The organism is Kandleria sp. (assembly GCF_017934775.1).
GTDB classification, from domain to species: Bacteria; Bacillota_I; Bacilli_A; order Erysipelotrichales; family Coprobacillaceae; genus Kandleria; species Kandleria vitulina.
Genome location: NZ_JAGBIX010000052.1, coordinates 41,899 through 57,813, shown reverse-complemented (window position 1 = coordinate 57,813; position 15,915 = coordinate 41,899). Strand labels below are relative to the sequence as shown.

Here is a 15,915-nt window from a genome sequence, read left to right as displayed (position 1 = left end):
TCGTGTCGCTGGTTCGATTCCGGCCGGAACCACCATTTACTTACGCGCAGGTTTACCCAAGTCCGGCTGAAGGGATCGGTCTTGAAAACCGACAGGGGATGAAAGTCCCGCGGGGGTTCGAATCCCTCAACCTGCGCCATTATTTCGGGAAGTAGCACAGCTTGGTAGTGCACCTGGTTTGGGACCAGGGGGTCGCAGGTTCAAATCCTGTCTTCCCGACCATTTATTGGGGCTTTAGCTCAGCTGGGAGAGCGCCTGCTTTGCACGCAGGAGGTCAGCGGTTCGATCCCGCTAAGCTCCACCATATTGTGGCGGATTGGAGAAACGGTTAACTCACATGCCTTTCACGCATGCATTCACGGGTTCGAATCCCGTATCCGTCACCATAATGCCTCGGTGGCGAAATTGGTAGACGCACGGGACTTAAAATCCCGCGGACTTCAAACTCCGTGCCGGTTCGACTCCGGCCCGAGGCACCATCTTGTTGGGGTATAGCCAAGTGGTAAGGCAACGGACTCTGAATCCGTCATTCCGCTGGTTCGAATCCAGCTACCCCAGCCATTATTTTGGTGGCTGACAATCAAATATATACATTGGGGTATAGCCAAGTGGTAAGGCAACGGACTCTGAATCCGTCATTCCGCTGGTTCGAATCCAGCTACCCCAGCCATATTTTGATTCTAAGAACTGTATAGCAGTTCTTTTTTTGTGTTATGATAGGAAAAAGGAGAATTCTATGTTTAGAGAAATGAGAAGAAAAAAACAAGCTTTATCTTATGAAGAATGTATTCATATTCTAATTACTCAGCCAAGGGGTGTATTAAGCGTGCTTGGTGATGATGACTATCCTTACGGTATTCCTTTAGATCATTATTATGATGAAAAAACACATTCCCTTTATTTCCACTGTGCTAAGACAGGACATAAAATAGATGCCATGACCCGTCATCCTAAAGTTTCCTATTGCGTCTATGATGAAGGCTATCACAACGAAGGAGAATGGGCACTGAATATTAAGAGTGTTGTCTGCTTTGGACATGTGGAATTTGTGGAAGACGATGATACCATTGTTTCTGTATTAACTCACTTAACAAGAAAATTTACTGATGATGAAGATTATATTAAAAAAGAAATAGCTCAATTTAAGAAAAGTGTTAGACTATTTGCGGTTCATATTGATCATTTGTCAGGTAAAATCGTTAATGAATCATAGTTTATTGTAAAATAAGAAAACTGTGTTATGATAGGGATGGTTAGGGATACCCGCCCTAACTAACTCTTAATCCATGAGTAATATCATGGGTGCGGAATGAGGACATTGGACTGGTTCACCGATGTCCTTTTTGTTTACATATTTTATATCTAATGTTAGTATATTATATAATTTGGGGGATAAAATTATGGAAAGTACAAACATTAGATATATAAATTCAATTGAGGAAATGTCTCTAAATGCCTGGCCATCACATAAGATGGAATTATATGATGGGTGGTTACTGCGTTTTTCTCATAATTATACACATCGTACCAATTCTGTTCATCAGGTAGGAGAATCACATATTCCTCTTGATGAGAAGATTGCTTATTGTGAAGAAGTCTATCATCATCTTCATTCACCAACAATCTTTAAGATCAGTCCACTTATTGATCCATCATTTGATCGTCTTCTAAAAGAAAGAGGATATAAAAAAGAACATATTACTGAAAATATGGTGATGGATTTTCATGATTTTAAACCTTTGAGGCCAACCCATGTCGAAAAAGAATACTATGGCAGAAATTCAGGATTGCCTTCCATTGTAGGCTATGAAAATGGCAATGTGATACATTTAAAAGATCGTGTAACCGATGATTGGGTAAAAGGTGTATTGATGCTTAATGGAACGACCAATCCTACTTTACAAAGAATAGTTCCATCAATGTATCAGGCAATATTGAAGGAAGTCATTGTCGCAAGTGTATGGGATGATGGTGAGATGATTGGTAGTGGATTAGGCATTCTTGATCGTGATCATGTTGGTATTTATGCGATCTATGTGAATCAGGAATATCGTCGTAAAGGTATCGCTAGAGCTATCGTTTCTACAATCTTGACTGAAGCAGAAAAGAAAGGCTGTAAGCATGCGTATCTTCAATGTGTAAAAGGAAATACACCTGCTAAAAGTCTTTATGAAAGCATCGGTTTTAAATATTTATATGAATACTGGTTCAGGGTGAAATAATTCACCCTTTTTTGTTGGCTGAAGAACATTATTTATTAGGGAAGTGATGTATACTTCTTCATCGAGGTGGGAAGAATGCATGACTTAAAAATAAAGAGAGTCTATGAACCTTATGATGAAAGAGATGGATATCGTATTCTTATTGATCGTTTGTGGCCAAGAGGGATAAGCAAAGAGAAAGCGCATCTGGATGAATGGAATAAGGATGTCACACCCTCACCAGCACTTAGGAAATGGTTTTCTCATGATCCAAAGTTATTTGCAGGATTTAAGCAGGCTTATGAAATGGAATTAAAGGATAATATTCATGTCATATGGTTTATTGAACACATTGAGACATTGTTAAAAGAAGAGAATGTCACATTGCTTTATGGTGCAAAAAGTCCCACTTGTAATCATGCGATGATATTAAAAGAGTGGATTGAGACACATAGGGAGAGTAGAGAATGAAAGCAGTAGAAATAATGATGGAAGAGCATCGTAATATCAGAAGGATGCTTGTTAAGATGAAAAAGATTGCCAATGACATGTCACTTTATCAAAGTGAAGATATGAAAGATATTGTAGAATTCTGTCATGGGTACGCTGATGAACATCATCATATGAAAGAAGAAAAAATATTGTTTCCTGAAATGTTAAAATGTGATTATGAACTATTTGAAGGTATGATCAATCATGTCATGCTTGTAGAACATGATAATGGGAGAGAACATGTAAGAAACATGGCGGCACTTGTTAATGACTATGAAGAGCATAAAGATGAAAGATATCTTGAACGATTATCATTTGAGATGAAAGCCTATTGTGAAGTGTTAAAGGAACATACAGAAAAAGAAGATGAATGTCTTTATCAGTTTGCGGAAAATGCATTATCAGATAATGCTAAGCAAAGAGTTGATGCATTATCATTAGAGTGGGAATCTTTGAATAAAGAGAGAGCTGATCATTTTGTGGAAGTGCTTCATCATATTGAAAAGGCATATTAAAAGGCTGTGAAAACAGCCTTTTAATATTATAGAAGTGTTTTAATGTCAGTGTAGCTATAGCCTTCAAAACTATCTGCTACATTTTTGCATGTTAATTGACCATCGTAAGTATTGACGCCGCTAGCGATTACATCGCTTGTGCGACATGCGTCTTCTAAGCCTTTATTGGCGATTATCAATCCGTAATGTGTTGTCGCGTGAGTAAGTGCGATGGTAGACGTACGAGGAACAGAACCTGGCATATTGCCTACACAGTAGTGTACGACACCCTCTTCTACATAGATTGGATCATCGTGAGTTGTGACTCTTGCGCTTTCTGCACATCCACCTTGATCGATGGCTACATCTACATAGACTGCGCCATTCTTCATTGATTTCAAATAAGATTTCTTTAATAGTTTAGGTGTAGACTTTCCTGGAATAAGTACAGCCCCAATGACAAGATCCGCATTCTTAACTGCCTTTTCAATATTAGTATCATTAGAGTAGAGTGTCTGAATAGAAGAACCGAATAACAAATCAAGTTCCTCAAGTCTTTTAAGATTAATATCAAGAATTGTTACATTGGCACCGATTCCTACCGCAATACGGCAGGCATTATAGCCAACTGTGCCGCCGCCGAGGATGACAACATTTGCCTTATGTGTACCTGGTACACCGGCAAGAAGAATGCCTTCGCCCCCGAATTTCTTTTCTAGATATTTTGCACCTTCCTGGATGCTTAAACGACCAGCAATCTGGCTCATTGGAGTTAGAAGTGGTAAAGAACCATCTTTTTCAGTCAATGTTTCGTAGGCCACAGCTTTAATCTTATTTTCCAATAAAGCATCCATCTGTTCTTTATCAGCTGCTAAATGCAAGTATGTATAAAGAATCAATCCTTCGTGGAATAGTGGATATTCTTCAGGAAGAGGCTCTTTCACCTTGACCATCATATCAACCTGATCCCAGACTTCCTTAGCAGAATCAATGATAGTAGCTCCAGCTTCCACATATTCCTCATCCAAGAAGCCAGAACCGATACCAGCATTTGTTTCAATAAGGACACTGTGTCCTGCATTTACATATTCACGTACATTATCAGGCGTCATGCCAACACGAAATTCATTATTTTTAATTTCTTTTACACAACCTATTATCATTTCATAACCTCCGTTCTTCTTTTATTATAAAATTTCTTTAAGTATAAGAAAAGAAATTCGAAACATTCCAGAAAAATTATAAAACCAATATATTGGTCTTATAATGGGAGATTAGAAAGAAGAAACAAGAAGAAAATAGCTATAATGATGACAAGAGGTGAGTAAAAATGACACATGATTTATATCTTACAAAACAATTCTTTATTGTATTTATTATTGCGACAATTCTTATTGCAGTCTTCTTGATCATGATTGCTTATGCCTTCATTGAACTTCTTTACTCCTTGAAAGAATATTCAAAACCTCGTCAGATTGCCTATAAGGAAATGAAATATAAGACAAGAGAAGGGAAAGCAAGCAAAAAGTATATAATTGAATAATTGTATACAAAGTTATTGAATCGTTGGCTTTGCTCATGTATAATGATGGTCATAAAGGAGTTGACTATGATGAAAAAGATACAAATGACAACGCCAATCGTTGAGATGGATGGCGATGAAATGACAAGAGTTCTTTGGAAGATGATTAAGGATGAATTAATTCTTCCATTCGTAGAACTTAAAAGTGAATATTATGATTTAGGATTAAAACACCGTGATGAAACTAATGATGAAGTAACAGTACAGGCAGCATTGGCTAACAAGAAATATGGTGTTTCAGTAAAATGTGCAACAATTACGCCTAATGCCCAGCGTATGGATGAGTACAATCTTCATAAGATGTGGAAATCACCAAATGGAACAATCAGAGCAATTCTAGATGGAACAGTGTTCCGTACACCAATCATGATTGATCCAATTAGCCCTGTAGTAAAGAACTGGAAAAAACCAATTACTATTGCCAGACATGCTTTTGGTGATATCTATAAGGCAACAGAAATCAAAGTACCTGGTGCAGGTGTTGCTAAACTTTCTTTTACTGATGAAAAGGGAGAAACAATTTCAAAAGAAATCTTTACTTTTGAAGGTGCTGGTGTCCTTCAGGGACAGTTCAATAAGGAAGATAGTATCTATTCTTTTGCAAGAAGCTGTTTTGCTTATGCATTAGATGCTAAACAGGACTTATGGTTTGGTGCTAAGGATACTATTTCTAAGACATATGATCACCGTTTTAAAGATATCTTCCAGGAAGTCTATGATAATGAATACAAAGAACAGTTTGAAAAAGCTGGTATTACTTATTTCTATTCACTTATTGATGATATTGTAGCAAGAGTCATCAGAAGTGAAGGTGGCTTTATTTGGGCCTGCAAGAACTACGATGGAGATGTTATGAGTGATATGGTTTCAACAGCATTTGGCTCATTAGCAATGATGACAAGTGTTCTTGTTTCACCTGAAGGCAATTATGAATATGAAGCTGCTCATGGTACAGTTACAAGACATTATTATCGTTATCTTGAAGGAGAAAAAACATCCACTAACCCAATGGCTACAATCTTTGCATGGAGCGGAGCTTTACGTAAAAGAGGAGAAAAAGATGGATTGGATGAATTGATCCATTTTGCAAATACATTAGAACAAGCATGTTTAGATACACTTAATAGTGGAGTAATGACAAAAGACTTAACTAGACTTGCTGAAAACATTGAAGTAACTGAAGTGAATTCAGAAGAATTCCTTCGTGCTATTCGTAGTCGACTTGAAACATTATTGGAATCATGATTATCATGATTCCTTTTTGTATAAAAAAAGATCAAGCGTTACCCGCCACGCTTGATCATTTCATCGATAGGTTTTCTTGCTTTCTTGATTGTTTCTTCATCAAGAAGGATTTCTTTTCCGCCTCTACCTCTTAATGTATTATAGACATCAGTTAAAGTAGTAGCTTTCATATTATGACAGATACAATGCTTAGATACAGTGTAGAACATCTTGTCAGGACAAGCCATCTGAAGATGTGTCACAATACTGTTTTCTGTACCAATAATAAATTCAGTATCATTACTTTCTTTAGCATAGTTCATGATGCCAGTTGTACTTCCTACATAATCAGCAATCTTTGAAACTTCCTGAAGACATTCAGGATGTACTAATACCTTAGCATTAGGATGCTTTTCTTTCATTCTTAAGATATGTTCTTTTCTTAAGCGCATATGTGTCGGACAACCGCCAGGATAAACAACCATGTTTTTTTGAGGAAGCTGTTTTTTAAGCCATGTACCAAGATTTTGATCTGGCACAAATAATATATTCTTTTCTTCAGTGTTTTCTAGAATCTTCTTAGCACTTGATGATGTGACAACAAGATCAACTTCTGTCTTAATAGCAGTTGTTGTATTGATGTAGGCACATACAATATGATCTGGATGAGCTTTTTTCAAATAACGTAAATCTTCAATATTTAACTGATCAGCCATTGGACAAAGCGCATCTTCATTAGCAATAAAGACTTTCTTTTCAGGAGAAAGAATCTTGACAGTATCAGCCATGAATCTTACTCCACACATGATGATAGTCTTCTGAGGAGCTGTTGCAGCAAGCTTACTTAAAGCATAAGAATCACCGGTAAAATCAGCTACATCAATAATATCAGGACTCTGATAAGCATGAGCTAAGATGCAGACATCTTTTTCCTTCTTTAATTTAATAATTTCATCTTGTAGTTCTCTAGTATTCATTTTTCATTCCCTTTTTTATGTTGTTTTGATTATTATAATAAGACAAAAAGAGGGTGTCAAGACACATATATTGATACAGCACTTGTCATATGAGCTTTCTTCATGTTATAATCACTTCGATTTTGAAAGAAGGATATATAAATGAAGACAGATATACTTATTGTAGGAAGTGGCTGTGCAGGTTTATATGCAGCTATACATCTTCCAGCAGATAAAAAAATTACTATAATTACAAAGAAAACAGTTGAGGATAGCGATTCATATTTAGCACAGGGTGGCATCTGCATGCTAAAGAATGATGATGACTATGATTCTTATTTTGAAGATACCCTTAAAGCAGGACATTATGAAAATGATAAGACCTCTGTCGATATCATGATCCGTTCTTCACAGGAAGTTATTCGAGATCTTATTTCCTATGGTGTAAGATTCCATAGAGATCAAAATGGTGAACTTGATTTCACTAAAGAAGGAGCACATTCTAATAAGCGTATTCTCTTTCATCAGGATATCACTGGTGAAGAAATTACTTCTCATCTTTATGAGAAAGTTAAGACTTTACCTAATGTGACAATACTAGAAAATACTGCACTTATTGATTTACTAGTAAAAGATAATACATGTTATGGTGGCGTTATTTTAAAAGAAGATCATTCTTTAGATAAAATCTCAGCTCAGTGCGTTTATTTAGCAACTGGTGGGGTGGGCGGATTATACCGTCATTCTACTAACTACAGACATCTTAAAGGGGATGGGGTCGCTATCGCTTTAAGACATGGTGTCAAGATGAAGGATATCAACTATGTACAGATTCATCCAACAACATTCTATAGTGACAAGAAGGATGTGCGTTCATTCTTGATTTCTGAATCAGTAAGAGGAGAAGGTGCTAAGCTTTATGATAAGCATGGTAATCGTTTTGTAAATGAGCTATTGCCAAGAGATAAATTAAGTGAAGCAATCAAGATGCAGATGAAAAAGGATCATACACCTTTCGTCTGGGAAGATTTAAGAACAATTCCGGAAGAAGAAGTAAGAGTACATTTCCCTCATATCGTAGAATATTGTAAAGAACAGGGATATGATGTTTTCAAGCAGCCAATTCCAGTAGTACCAGCTCAGCATTATTATATGGGTGGTATTTGGGTAGATTATACGAGCCATACTTCAATGAATCAGCTTTACGCTATTGGTGAAACAGCATGCAATGGTGTTCATGGAAAAAATAGACTTGCCAGCAATTCATTATTGGAAAGTCTAGTGTTTGCAAAGAGAGCGGCTCTTGATTTTGATCAAAGAGAACATAATGAAGATGAAGGTTTTGTTAATGAATGTAAATTAGATCAGTATGATGATCTTGATAAACTTGAAAAAGAAAATAAAGAATTAATTATGTCAGAAATGAAGAAAGCAGGTGAAAAGAATGTTCGATCATAATACCATGAGACTTAATGTAGACCGTTATATCATAATGGCCTTACAGGAAGATATTACAAGTGAAGATGTATCTACTAACAGTGTCATTAAGGAACATTGTTTAGGTGAAGTAGATTTGATTGCTAAAGAAGCTGGCATCATTTGTGGTTTACAGGTATTTGAAAGAGTCTTTTTGCTTCTTGATGATAAGTGTGAAGTTTCACTTCAAGTTAAAGATGGAGATGAAGTCAAAAAAGGAGATCACTTAGGTAAGGTTGTCGGTGATATTCGTACATTATTAAGTGGTGAACGAGTAGCCTTGAATTATCTTCAGAGAATGAGTGGTGTTGCAACTTATACTCATCAGATGGTAAAGCTTCTTGAAGGAACATCTATTTCACTTCTTGATACAAGAAAGACAACACCTAACAATAGAATTTTTGAGAAATATGCTGTGAAAGTCGGAGGGGGACGTAATCATCGCTATAATCTTTCAGATGGTGTTATGCTGAAGGATAATCATATTGGTGCTGCAGGTGGAGTTAAAGAAGCTATTAAGCTTGCTAAAAGCTATGCACCATTTGTTAGAAAAATTGAAGTGGAGACTGAAAACTGTGAAATGGTCAAGGAGGCTGTTGAAGCAGGTGCAGATATTATTATGCTTGATAATATGAACCACGATGAAATGAAAAAAGCTCTTTCTATTATTGATGGAAAAGCTGAAGTAGAAATTTCGGGAAATGTGACAAAAGAATCTATTGAATCTATTAAAGACTTAAAAGTAGATTATATTTCAAGTGGTGCATTGACACACAGTGCTCCTATTCTTGATCTTTCATTAAAGAATTTACATCCTATAAAGAAGAATCAGTATTGATTTTTCTTTTTTTTTGGTTTTATAATAGGTGTGCAAAAAAGAGGTGATTATATGGATGCGAAAGAACGTAAACAATATGATCAGCTGATTAGAACACCTATTACTAAAATTATTCCAGTATTAGCTATTCCTACTGTTATTAGTATGATGATAGGGATGATCTACAATCTAGTAGATGCATACTTTGTTGGAATGCTTGGAACAAGTGCGGCAGCAGCTATCGGTATTCTTATGAGTATTCAGGCTGTGTTTCAGGCTGTTGGATTTATGTGTGGTCATGGAAGTGGATCACGAATCAGCGTTCTTTTGGGAAAGGGAAAAAAAGAGATTGCGGATGTCTATGCATCGACAGGCTTTCTTGCATCTATTGTGGCTAGCAGTATCATTACGATATTGGCAATGATGATGATTTCACCATTGATGGTATTTCTAGGAAGTACAAAAACAATTCTTCCTTATGCAAGAATCTATGGATTCTATATTCTTTTAAGTGGACCAGCACTTTCTGCAAGCTGTGTGCTTAATAATATTATGCGTTATGAAGGAAAAGCATCACTAGCGATGGTTGGTCTTGTCTCCGGTGGCGTATTAAACATGATTGGAGATCCTATTTTCATGTTTGTACTTAAGATGGGCATTCATGGAGCAGGGCTTTCAACTGCGTTATCACAATATATTAGCTTTGGCATTCTTCTTTACATGTTTATTTCAAAAAAGACAATGACAAGCATTTCATTAAAGAAAGCCAAAGGATTTGGTGAAGAATTAACACGTATCATGCAAAATGGAACACCAAGTCTTATTCGTCAGATGTTGAATTCTCTATCTACAATGTCACTTAATATTATCGCTAAACCTTATGGTGATGCAGCTATCGCCGGGATGACCATTGTTGGAAGAATTGTAATGTTCTTTGCATCAACGATGGTTGGAATCGGGCAGGCCTATCAGCCAGTAGCGGCATTCAATTATGGTGCTAAAAAATATAAGCGTATTAGAGAAGGTTTCTTAGTGACATGGGTACTAGGTGAAACTGTGCTTGGTATTTTTGCGATTATCGCATTTATTAATCCAGCACCACTTATTTTATTATTTAGAAATGACCCACGTGTTCTTGCGATTGGTAAAAACGCTTTACGTTTTCACTGTATCGCTTTGATTGCATCACCATTATCTGTTGTTTCTAATATGATGTTCCAAAGCATTGGTGAAAGTGCCATCGCTTCATTCCTCGCAGCATTAAGATCAGGTATTTATTATATTCCTATCTTATTTATTCTTTCTCGTTTGTTGGGAATCTTAGGAATTCAATCAGCACAGATGGTAGCAGATATCTTAACAACATTAACATGTATACCATTCCTAGTGAGATTCTTTAGAGAACTTCCAAAGAAAAACATGCATGTAAAAATGGATGATGATTATAAGCATTCCTCATAGGGAATGCTTTTTTTAATAAAAAAACAGGAACAAATGTTCCTGTTAAACAATAAACTGATTACCATTAGAAGACTTTAATGTATAAATCTGCATTGTTCCTTCACCAATAATAGAGAAGAAATGTTCTTCTTTAGTAGGGAATACTCTAGATGTAAAGACTGCATCACCATCATTTACAAAGATTTCAATAGAACTTGCATCAATGTAAATCTGTAAATGATTTAATGGATGATCAAGAATACGAGTCTGACTTTCACCTAATTCCTTATTGAATCTATTGGTCATACCTGAACGATCAATGTAGATGTGTTTTTGTGATTCATCATAATGAATCATCAATCCACCACTGCCATCTTGTTTTGTAAACAAGTTGAAATCAATATTTCCATGTAGTCTTAAATCAATCTCACAACATTTAGGTAATTCACGATTAAATGGATCAACCTTTTTATCTCTTAATGTTTCAAGCTGTTTAAGTGGTCTTTGAATCAATCTTCTTTTTCTTACAGTCAATTCTCTAGGTAAAGTGAGGCATCCTGACCATTCTTCTTCATCAGTAGGATATGAAGCATCAGGAAGTCCCATCCAAGCAACGAGAATTGCTTTCTTTTGATCATTTATATTAGCGGCACATTCAGCTGCATAAGAATCAAATCCAAAGTCTAGAACATGGAACTGACCATCAGGTGTAAAAGTAAGTGTATCATAGTCCATATGTCCAATGATATAGCCATTATGATGTATATTGCTTCCCCTAGAAGGAATAGAAAGATGTTGAGGACAGAAAATCAGAATATCACAATCATCGATATGTTCGATAGAAGGACATTCCCACATGTCTCCAAAATCTTCAAATCCAGGTACATTAAGCTGTCCAGCAAAAGTCCATTCCTTATTGTGATAAGGTGACTTATAGACAATGACACAGCCTTTTTTATCAGCTGTCTGTGCACCGATTAGAAGATAATACATCTTTTCTTTTTTACGATAAATAATCTTAGGATCCCTCTGATGTTCAGTGTAAGAAGGATGAGGCCCAAAAAGTGGTTTTGAATATTTATGACTTGTACCATCATCTCTCATGTTGACAAGACAGGTATAGGAAGATCTCTTCCAGTCTTCATCACGATGATTACCAGTATAGTAAAGATAAATAGAATGATTAGTCACAAGCGCTGAACCAGAGTAGGCTCCCTTGTTGTCAAAATCCTGATCAGGATGAATACAGATACCTTTATTATCCCAATGAACAAGATCGCTTGATTCAGTATGATACCAGTACTTTAGTCCATGTACTGCACCCCAAGGACACCATTGATAAAAAAGATGCCATTTATCCTTATGAAAAACAAATCCATTTGGATCATTCAGCAAACCGGTTATAGGCTGAATATGATAAGATTGTCGATATTGAGACTGCTTAATGCGTTCATGTAAATCTACAATTTCTTCTCTGTTTTTAAGTACTCTATAACGTTCTTCTTTTGTCCATTCTTTCATAACCAAGACTCCTTTCCATTTATTATGATAGAGCTTTCCTTTAAATGCAATATTTTACTGGATAGAATATTAAAAAGGTGTAAAATGGAGACAATGGGGGGATAATATGTCTGAACTTGCTTTTAGTTTAAATGCGACAATGCCCGTTTTTTTATTGATGGTATTAGGGTACTGTCTTCATAAAACCAATTGGATCGATGATGATTTTGCCGCAAAGCTCAATCGCTTTGTCTTCCGTCTACCTTTACCGATGTTGCTGTTTAATCAGCTTTCTTCTACTGACTTTTATTCATCATGGGATCCTATTTTTATTAGCTTCTGTTTTCTTGCTACATTGCTTTCAATTGGGATATGTGTTGTTATTTCTACAAGATTGGACAGCTTTCATGCAAGAGGAGAATTTATTCAGGCTTCCTATCGAAGCTCTGCGGCATTACTTGGAATAGCCTATATCCAAAATGTCTATAACAATGCCCATATGGCACCACTGATGATATTGGGTGCTGTACCGCTTTACAATGTTATGGCAGTTGTTGTTCTATCTGCCACTAATCCACTTTATGAAAAACATACGCAATCTTTATTTAAGGATTCATTAAAAGGAATCGCCCGTAATCCTATCATCATTGGTATTGCAGCTGGCTTTATCTGGTCATTGTTAAAAATACCTCAGCCTACCATTATGGTGAAGACCTTAAAGCATATTGGTAACTTATCTACACCATTAGGTTTAATGGCAATGGGTGCTACCATTGATCCTACTAAAGTTAAAGGTCAGCTTAAGAACAGCATCATTGCTTCATTTATTAAGCTAATAGGACTAGAATGTCTGTTCCTTCCTTTTGCAATTATGTGGGGATTTAGAAATGAACAGCTATTAGCCATCTGTATCATGTTAGGTTCAGCTACAACTGTTTCTTCTTATGTTATGGCAAAGAACATGAACCACGAAGGAACACTTTCAAGCAACACGGTTGTGTTAACAACTTTACTTAGTGCTTTCACATTAACATTCTGGATATTCATATTGCGCTATTTCGCATTGATCTAAGACAGGTTTTTCCTGTCTTTTTGATTTCTTTTTAAAATAAAGTTATGACATGATAGAATAGGTGTAGATATATAGGAGGACATATTATATGCTTATTGATCATAAAATCTGGGTGGGTAATGCAGATACACCCGTTTATCTTTTACCTAAGATGGCCAATCGTCATGGTCTGATTGCTGGTGCAACTGGTACAGGTAAGACTGTCACATTAAAAGTGCTCGCAGAATCATTTAGTGATATGGGCGTACCAGTTTTCATGGCTGATGTCAAAGGCGATGTTGCTGGTCTTAGTGAACCAGGAAGCGGAAGCGAAGATATGGATAAGCGTATCGCACGCTTTAAGCTTGATGAAGCAGGCTTCTCTTTTTCTGGTTATCCTGTTACTTTATGGGATCTCTTTGGTAAAACTGGTATCCCATTAAGAACAACTATTTCTGAAATGGGTGCATTGTTGCTGGCGAGAGTGCTGGAATTAAATGAACTGCAAAGTGATGTGCTTTCTGTAGCATTCAAGATTGCAGATGATCACAATCTCTTGCTTGTCGATACAAAAGATCTTAAGGCCTTGTTAAGTTACATCAATGATAACAGCAAGTCTTTTGAAGCAAATTATGGCAAGATTTCAAGTGCAACAATCGGTGTTATTACAAGAGCTATCGTAGCATTGGAAACACAGGGCGGAGATCAGTTCTTTGGTGAAACAGCACTTTCTATTGCGGACTTCTTGACACTTGGTGAAGGTGGAAAGGGCATGATTCATATTCTTGATAGTGAGAGTCTTATCAATAATGGAAAGCTTTATTCTACATTCCTGCTTTGGCTTTTATCAGAATTGTTTGAAACACTTCCTGAAGTAGGGGATATGGATAAGCCAAAGATGGTCTTCTTCTTTGATGAAGCACATCTTTTATTCAAAGGGACATCAAAGGCTCTGCTTGAAAAAATTGAACAGGTTGTCAAACTCATTCGATCAAAAGGAGTGGGCATCTACTTCTGTACACAAAATCCACGTGATATTCCAGATGGTGTACTTGCTCAGCTCGGCAATAAGATTCAGCATGGATTAAGAGCTTATACACCAGCTGATCAGAAATCAGTGAAAGCTGCTGCTGAATCATTCAGAGAAAATCCTGCATTCAATTCTTATGATACAATCTTGAATCTAGGAACAGGGGAAGCCCTTGTTTCATTCCTAGATGAAAAAGGAATCCCAGAAATGGCTCAGAAAGTATCTATTCTACCACCAAGATGTAGCTTTGGAGCCATTAGTGAAGAAAAACGTACACAACTCATCAATTCATCGCTTCTTTATAGTAAATACGCGAAAAGCTATGATCCCGATTCCGCATATGAATTCCTGTCTCGTATGGGCTTAGAAGAACAAGCTAAAAAAGAGCAGGAAAAAGCTAATCAGGCTGCAGAAAAAGAAGCAATGAAAAAAGAGAAAGAAGCATTAAAAGAAAAAGAAAAAGAAGATCGTGCGAAAAAGCGTGCCGTACAATCAGTCGGCAGTACGCTTTTAGGGACACTCGGCAGAGAGGCAGGTAAGGCTGCTGGAGGCAAATTTGGAAAATTTGGCCAGCGCCTAGGCGGGAACCTCGGCGCCCAGCTAGGCCGCAGTATTCTTGGAACACTCTTTAAAAAGTAAAGGATAACGAGTAAGTTATCCTTTTTTAAAACCGAAAATTCGGTGAACTATAAATAAAACTTAAGAAAATTTAAGTTGTAGCTTAAATCCTAAATGAACGATTGACTATGTACAAACCACAATTTATGATGAAAATGTAGTTTTAACATATAAATTGAAATGAGGGATTTGAATGAAAAAAATATCAAGAGTGATTGTAGCCTTTGCGCTTCTATTGGCGCTAAGCGTTAGCTTATTTCACACAAGCGCATCTGCGATTACAACAACAGAGCGTAACAGAAATGAAATCTATTCGCAGCTTGTAGCGCGTGGACTAACAAAAGCACAGGCATGTGGAATCTTAGCTAACATTGAATATGAATCAAGCTATAACCCAAATGCTTGGTACAAGAATATAAGTTATGGTCTATGCCAGTGGCAGGGCGATAGATTAAAAGTATTCCAGGACACTTATAAGACAGAAGCACAGCGTGCTTCAATTTATAATCAGATTTCTTATCTATTTACAGAACTTAGAGGCAATGAAAAAAACGCATATAATAAATCAATTGTACCTTATACTAAAAACACAGCTGATGAAGCTTATAATGTTGGCTATATGTTCTGCTTAAAGTTTGAAAGACCATTGGATCAGACAACTAATCCAGTTAAGCGTGGAAATAAAGCCAAAGAATTATTTGCGAAGAACTTTACAACAACAACTTCATCATCATCTGCAACAAAAAGTTCTAAAAAAACAAAGTCTACTGTTAAGAAAACAGTCACTACAACTGTTTCAAAGCTTAAGACATATACAACAGGACGTTATAAGACAACATCTAAATTAAAGGTTAGAACAAGTGCGACTACAAGTTCTAAATCTGTAGGTGTACTAAAAAAAGGCGCTAATGTCACAGTAAAATCAGTGAAATCTAAGAAGTGGGGAAAAATCACTTATAAGAAAAAATCAAGATACGTTTCATTAGATTATGCTAAAAAAGTTTAAGTTTAATTTAAGGAAAGCCTATTATAAT

At 36.4% G+C, this 15,915-nt stretch carries 15 protein-coding genes and 7 tRNA genes; 19 read left to right on the top strand and 3 right to left on the bottom strand.

Going from position 1 to position 15,915, the window contains the following annotated elements; translation table 11 throughout:
- Positions 1–46: 46 nt before the first annotated feature.
- The 11 genes from J6L95_RS05850 (at position 47) to J6L95_RS05800 (ending at position 3,208) form a co-directional block, all read left to right on the top strand.
- A tRNA-Ser gene (locus tag J6L95_RS05850) sits at positions 47–139 on the top strand.
- Between the two features lie 6 nt (positions 140–145).
- A tRNA-Pro gene (locus tag J6L95_RS05845) sits at positions 146–222 on the top strand.
- 6 nt (positions 223–228) lie between these two features.
- Positions 229–304, top strand: a tRNA-Ala gene (locus J6L95_RS05840).
- Positions 305–310: 6 nt separating this feature from the next.
- Positions 311–386 (top strand) — tRNA-Glu (locus J6L95_RS05835).
- Between the two features lie 4 nt (positions 387–390).
- Positions 391–479 (top strand) — tRNA-Leu (locus J6L95_RS05830).
- 6 nt (positions 480–485) lie between these two features.
- Positions 486–561, top strand: a tRNA-Gln gene (locus J6L95_RS05825).
- A 33-nt stretch (positions 562–594) separates the two neighbouring features.
- Positions 595–670: transfer RNA gene (locus J6L95_RS05820), tRNA-Gln, on the top strand.
- A 66-nt stretch (positions 671–736) separates the two neighbouring features.
- Positions 737–1,213, top strand: coding sequence for a pyridoxamine 5'-phosphate oxidase family protein (locus J6L95_RS05815; RefSeq protein ID WP_287458458.1), 477 nt, complete (start codon positions 737–739; stop codon positions 1,211–1,213).
- A 187-nt stretch (positions 1,214–1,400) separates the two neighbouring features.
- The gene (locus J6L95_RS05810; protein ID WP_287458457.1) at positions 1,401–2,222 is read left to right on the top strand and encodes a GNAT family N-acetyltransferase; all 822 of its coding nucleotides are present in this window, start codon (positions 1,401–1,403) and stop codon (positions 2,220–2,222) included.
- 75 nt (positions 2,223–2,297) lie between these two features.
- The gene (locus J6L95_RS05805) at positions 2,298–2,672 is read left to right on the top strand and encodes a DUF488 domain-containing protein (protein ID WP_287458456.1); all 375 of its coding nucleotides are present in this window, start codon (positions 2,298–2,300) and stop codon (positions 2,670–2,672) included.
- Positions 2,669–3,208, top strand: a complete 540-nt coding sequence (locus J6L95_RS05800; protein WP_287458455.1) for a hemerythrin domain-containing protein — start codon at positions 2,669–2,671, stop codon at positions 3,206–3,208. Before J6L95_RS05805 ends, J6L95_RS05800 begins: the two co-directional genes overlap by 4 nt.
- A gap of 26 nt (positions 3,209–3,234) precedes the next feature.
- On the opposite strand, the gene ald is transcribed toward J6L95_RS05800, so the two are convergent.
- A complete protein-coding gene (ald, locus tag J6L95_RS05795) occupies positions 3,235–4,350 on the bottom strand; it encodes an alanine dehydrogenase (protein WP_287458454.1) in 1,116 nt (371 codons plus the stop codon).
- A 167-nt stretch (positions 4,351–4,517) separates the two neighbouring features.
- Here ald and J6L95_RS05790 point away from each other — a divergent pair, with 167 nt between their 5' ends.
- Entirely contained in the window at positions 4,518–4,730 is a 213-nt protein-coding gene (locus tag J6L95_RS05790; protein ID WP_029070691.1) for a hypothetical protein, read from the top strand.
- A 66-nt stretch (positions 4,731–4,796) separates the two neighbouring features.
- Positions 4,797–6,014, top strand: a complete 1,218-nt coding sequence (locus tag J6L95_RS05785; protein WP_287458453.1) for an NADP-dependent isocitrate dehydrogenase — start codon at positions 4,797–4,799, stop codon at positions 6,012–6,014.
- A 38-nt stretch (positions 6,015–6,052) separates the two neighbouring features.
- Here J6L95_RS05785 and nadA read toward each other — a convergent pair whose 3' ends face one another.
- The gene (gene nadA, locus J6L95_RS05780; RefSeq protein ID WP_029070689.1) at positions 6,053–6,970 is read right to left on the bottom strand and encodes a quinolinate synthase NadA; all 918 of its coding nucleotides are present in this window, start codon (positions 6,968–6,970) and stop codon (positions 6,053–6,055) included.
- Between the two features lie 141 nt (positions 6,971–7,111).
- Here nadA and J6L95_RS05775 point away from each other — a divergent pair, with 141 nt between their 5' ends.
- Genes J6L95_RS05775 through J6L95_RS05765 form a run of 3 tightly spaced genes read left to right on the top strand, consistent with a single transcriptional unit; the run spans position 7,112 to position 10,703 of the window.
- Positions 7,112–8,407, top strand: a complete 1,296-nt coding sequence (locus J6L95_RS05775) for an L-aspartate oxidase (RefSeq protein ID WP_029070688.1) — start codon at positions 7,112–7,114, stop codon at positions 8,405–8,407.
- The gene (gene nadC, locus J6L95_RS05770; RefSeq protein WP_287458452.1) at positions 8,394–9,263 is read left to right on the top strand and encodes a carboxylating nicotinate-nucleotide diphosphorylase; all 870 of its coding nucleotides are present in this window, start codon (positions 8,394–8,396) and stop codon (positions 9,261–9,263) included. Before J6L95_RS05775 ends, nadC begins: the two co-directional genes overlap by 14 nt.
- Positions 9,264–9,314: 51 nt before the next feature.
- Positions 9,315–10,703, top strand: a complete 1,389-nt coding sequence (locus tag J6L95_RS05765) for an MATE family efflux transporter (protein ID WP_287458451.1) — start codon at positions 9,315–9,317, stop codon at positions 10,701–10,703.
- A 42-nt stretch (positions 10,704–10,745) separates the two neighbouring features.
- On the opposite strand, the gene J6L95_RS05760 is transcribed toward J6L95_RS05765, so the two are convergent.
- The gene (locus J6L95_RS05760; protein WP_287458450.1) at positions 10,746–12,203 is read right to left on the bottom strand and encodes a glycoside hydrolase family 32 protein; all 1,458 of its coding nucleotides are present in this window, start codon (positions 12,201–12,203) and stop codon (positions 10,746–10,748) included.
- Between the two features lie 106 nt (positions 12,204–12,309).
- On the opposite strand from J6L95_RS05760, the gene J6L95_RS05755 reads away from it, so the two are divergent.
- The 3 genes from J6L95_RS05755 (at position 12,310) to J6L95_RS05745 (ending at position 15,887) form a co-directional block, all read left to right on the top strand.
- Positions 12,310–13,254 (top strand): AEC family transporter, encoded by a 945-nt coding sequence (locus J6L95_RS05755; RefSeq protein WP_287458449.1) that lies wholly within the window; start codon positions 12,310–12,312, stop codon positions 13,252–13,254.
- A gap of 88 nt (positions 13,255–13,342) precedes the next feature.
- The gene (locus tag J6L95_RS05750; protein WP_287458448.1) at positions 13,343–14,902 is read left to right on the top strand and encodes a helicase HerA-like domain-containing protein; all 1,560 of its coding nucleotides are present in this window, start codon (positions 13,343–13,345) and stop codon (positions 14,900–14,902) included.
- A gap of 172 nt (positions 14,903–15,074) precedes the next feature.
- Positions 15,075–15,887 (top strand): phage tail tip lysozyme, encoded by an 813-nt coding sequence (locus J6L95_RS05745; RefSeq protein ID WP_287458447.1) that lies wholly within the window; start codon positions 15,075–15,077, stop codon positions 15,885–15,887.
- The last annotated feature ends 28 nt before the right edge of the window (positions 15,888–15,915 follow it).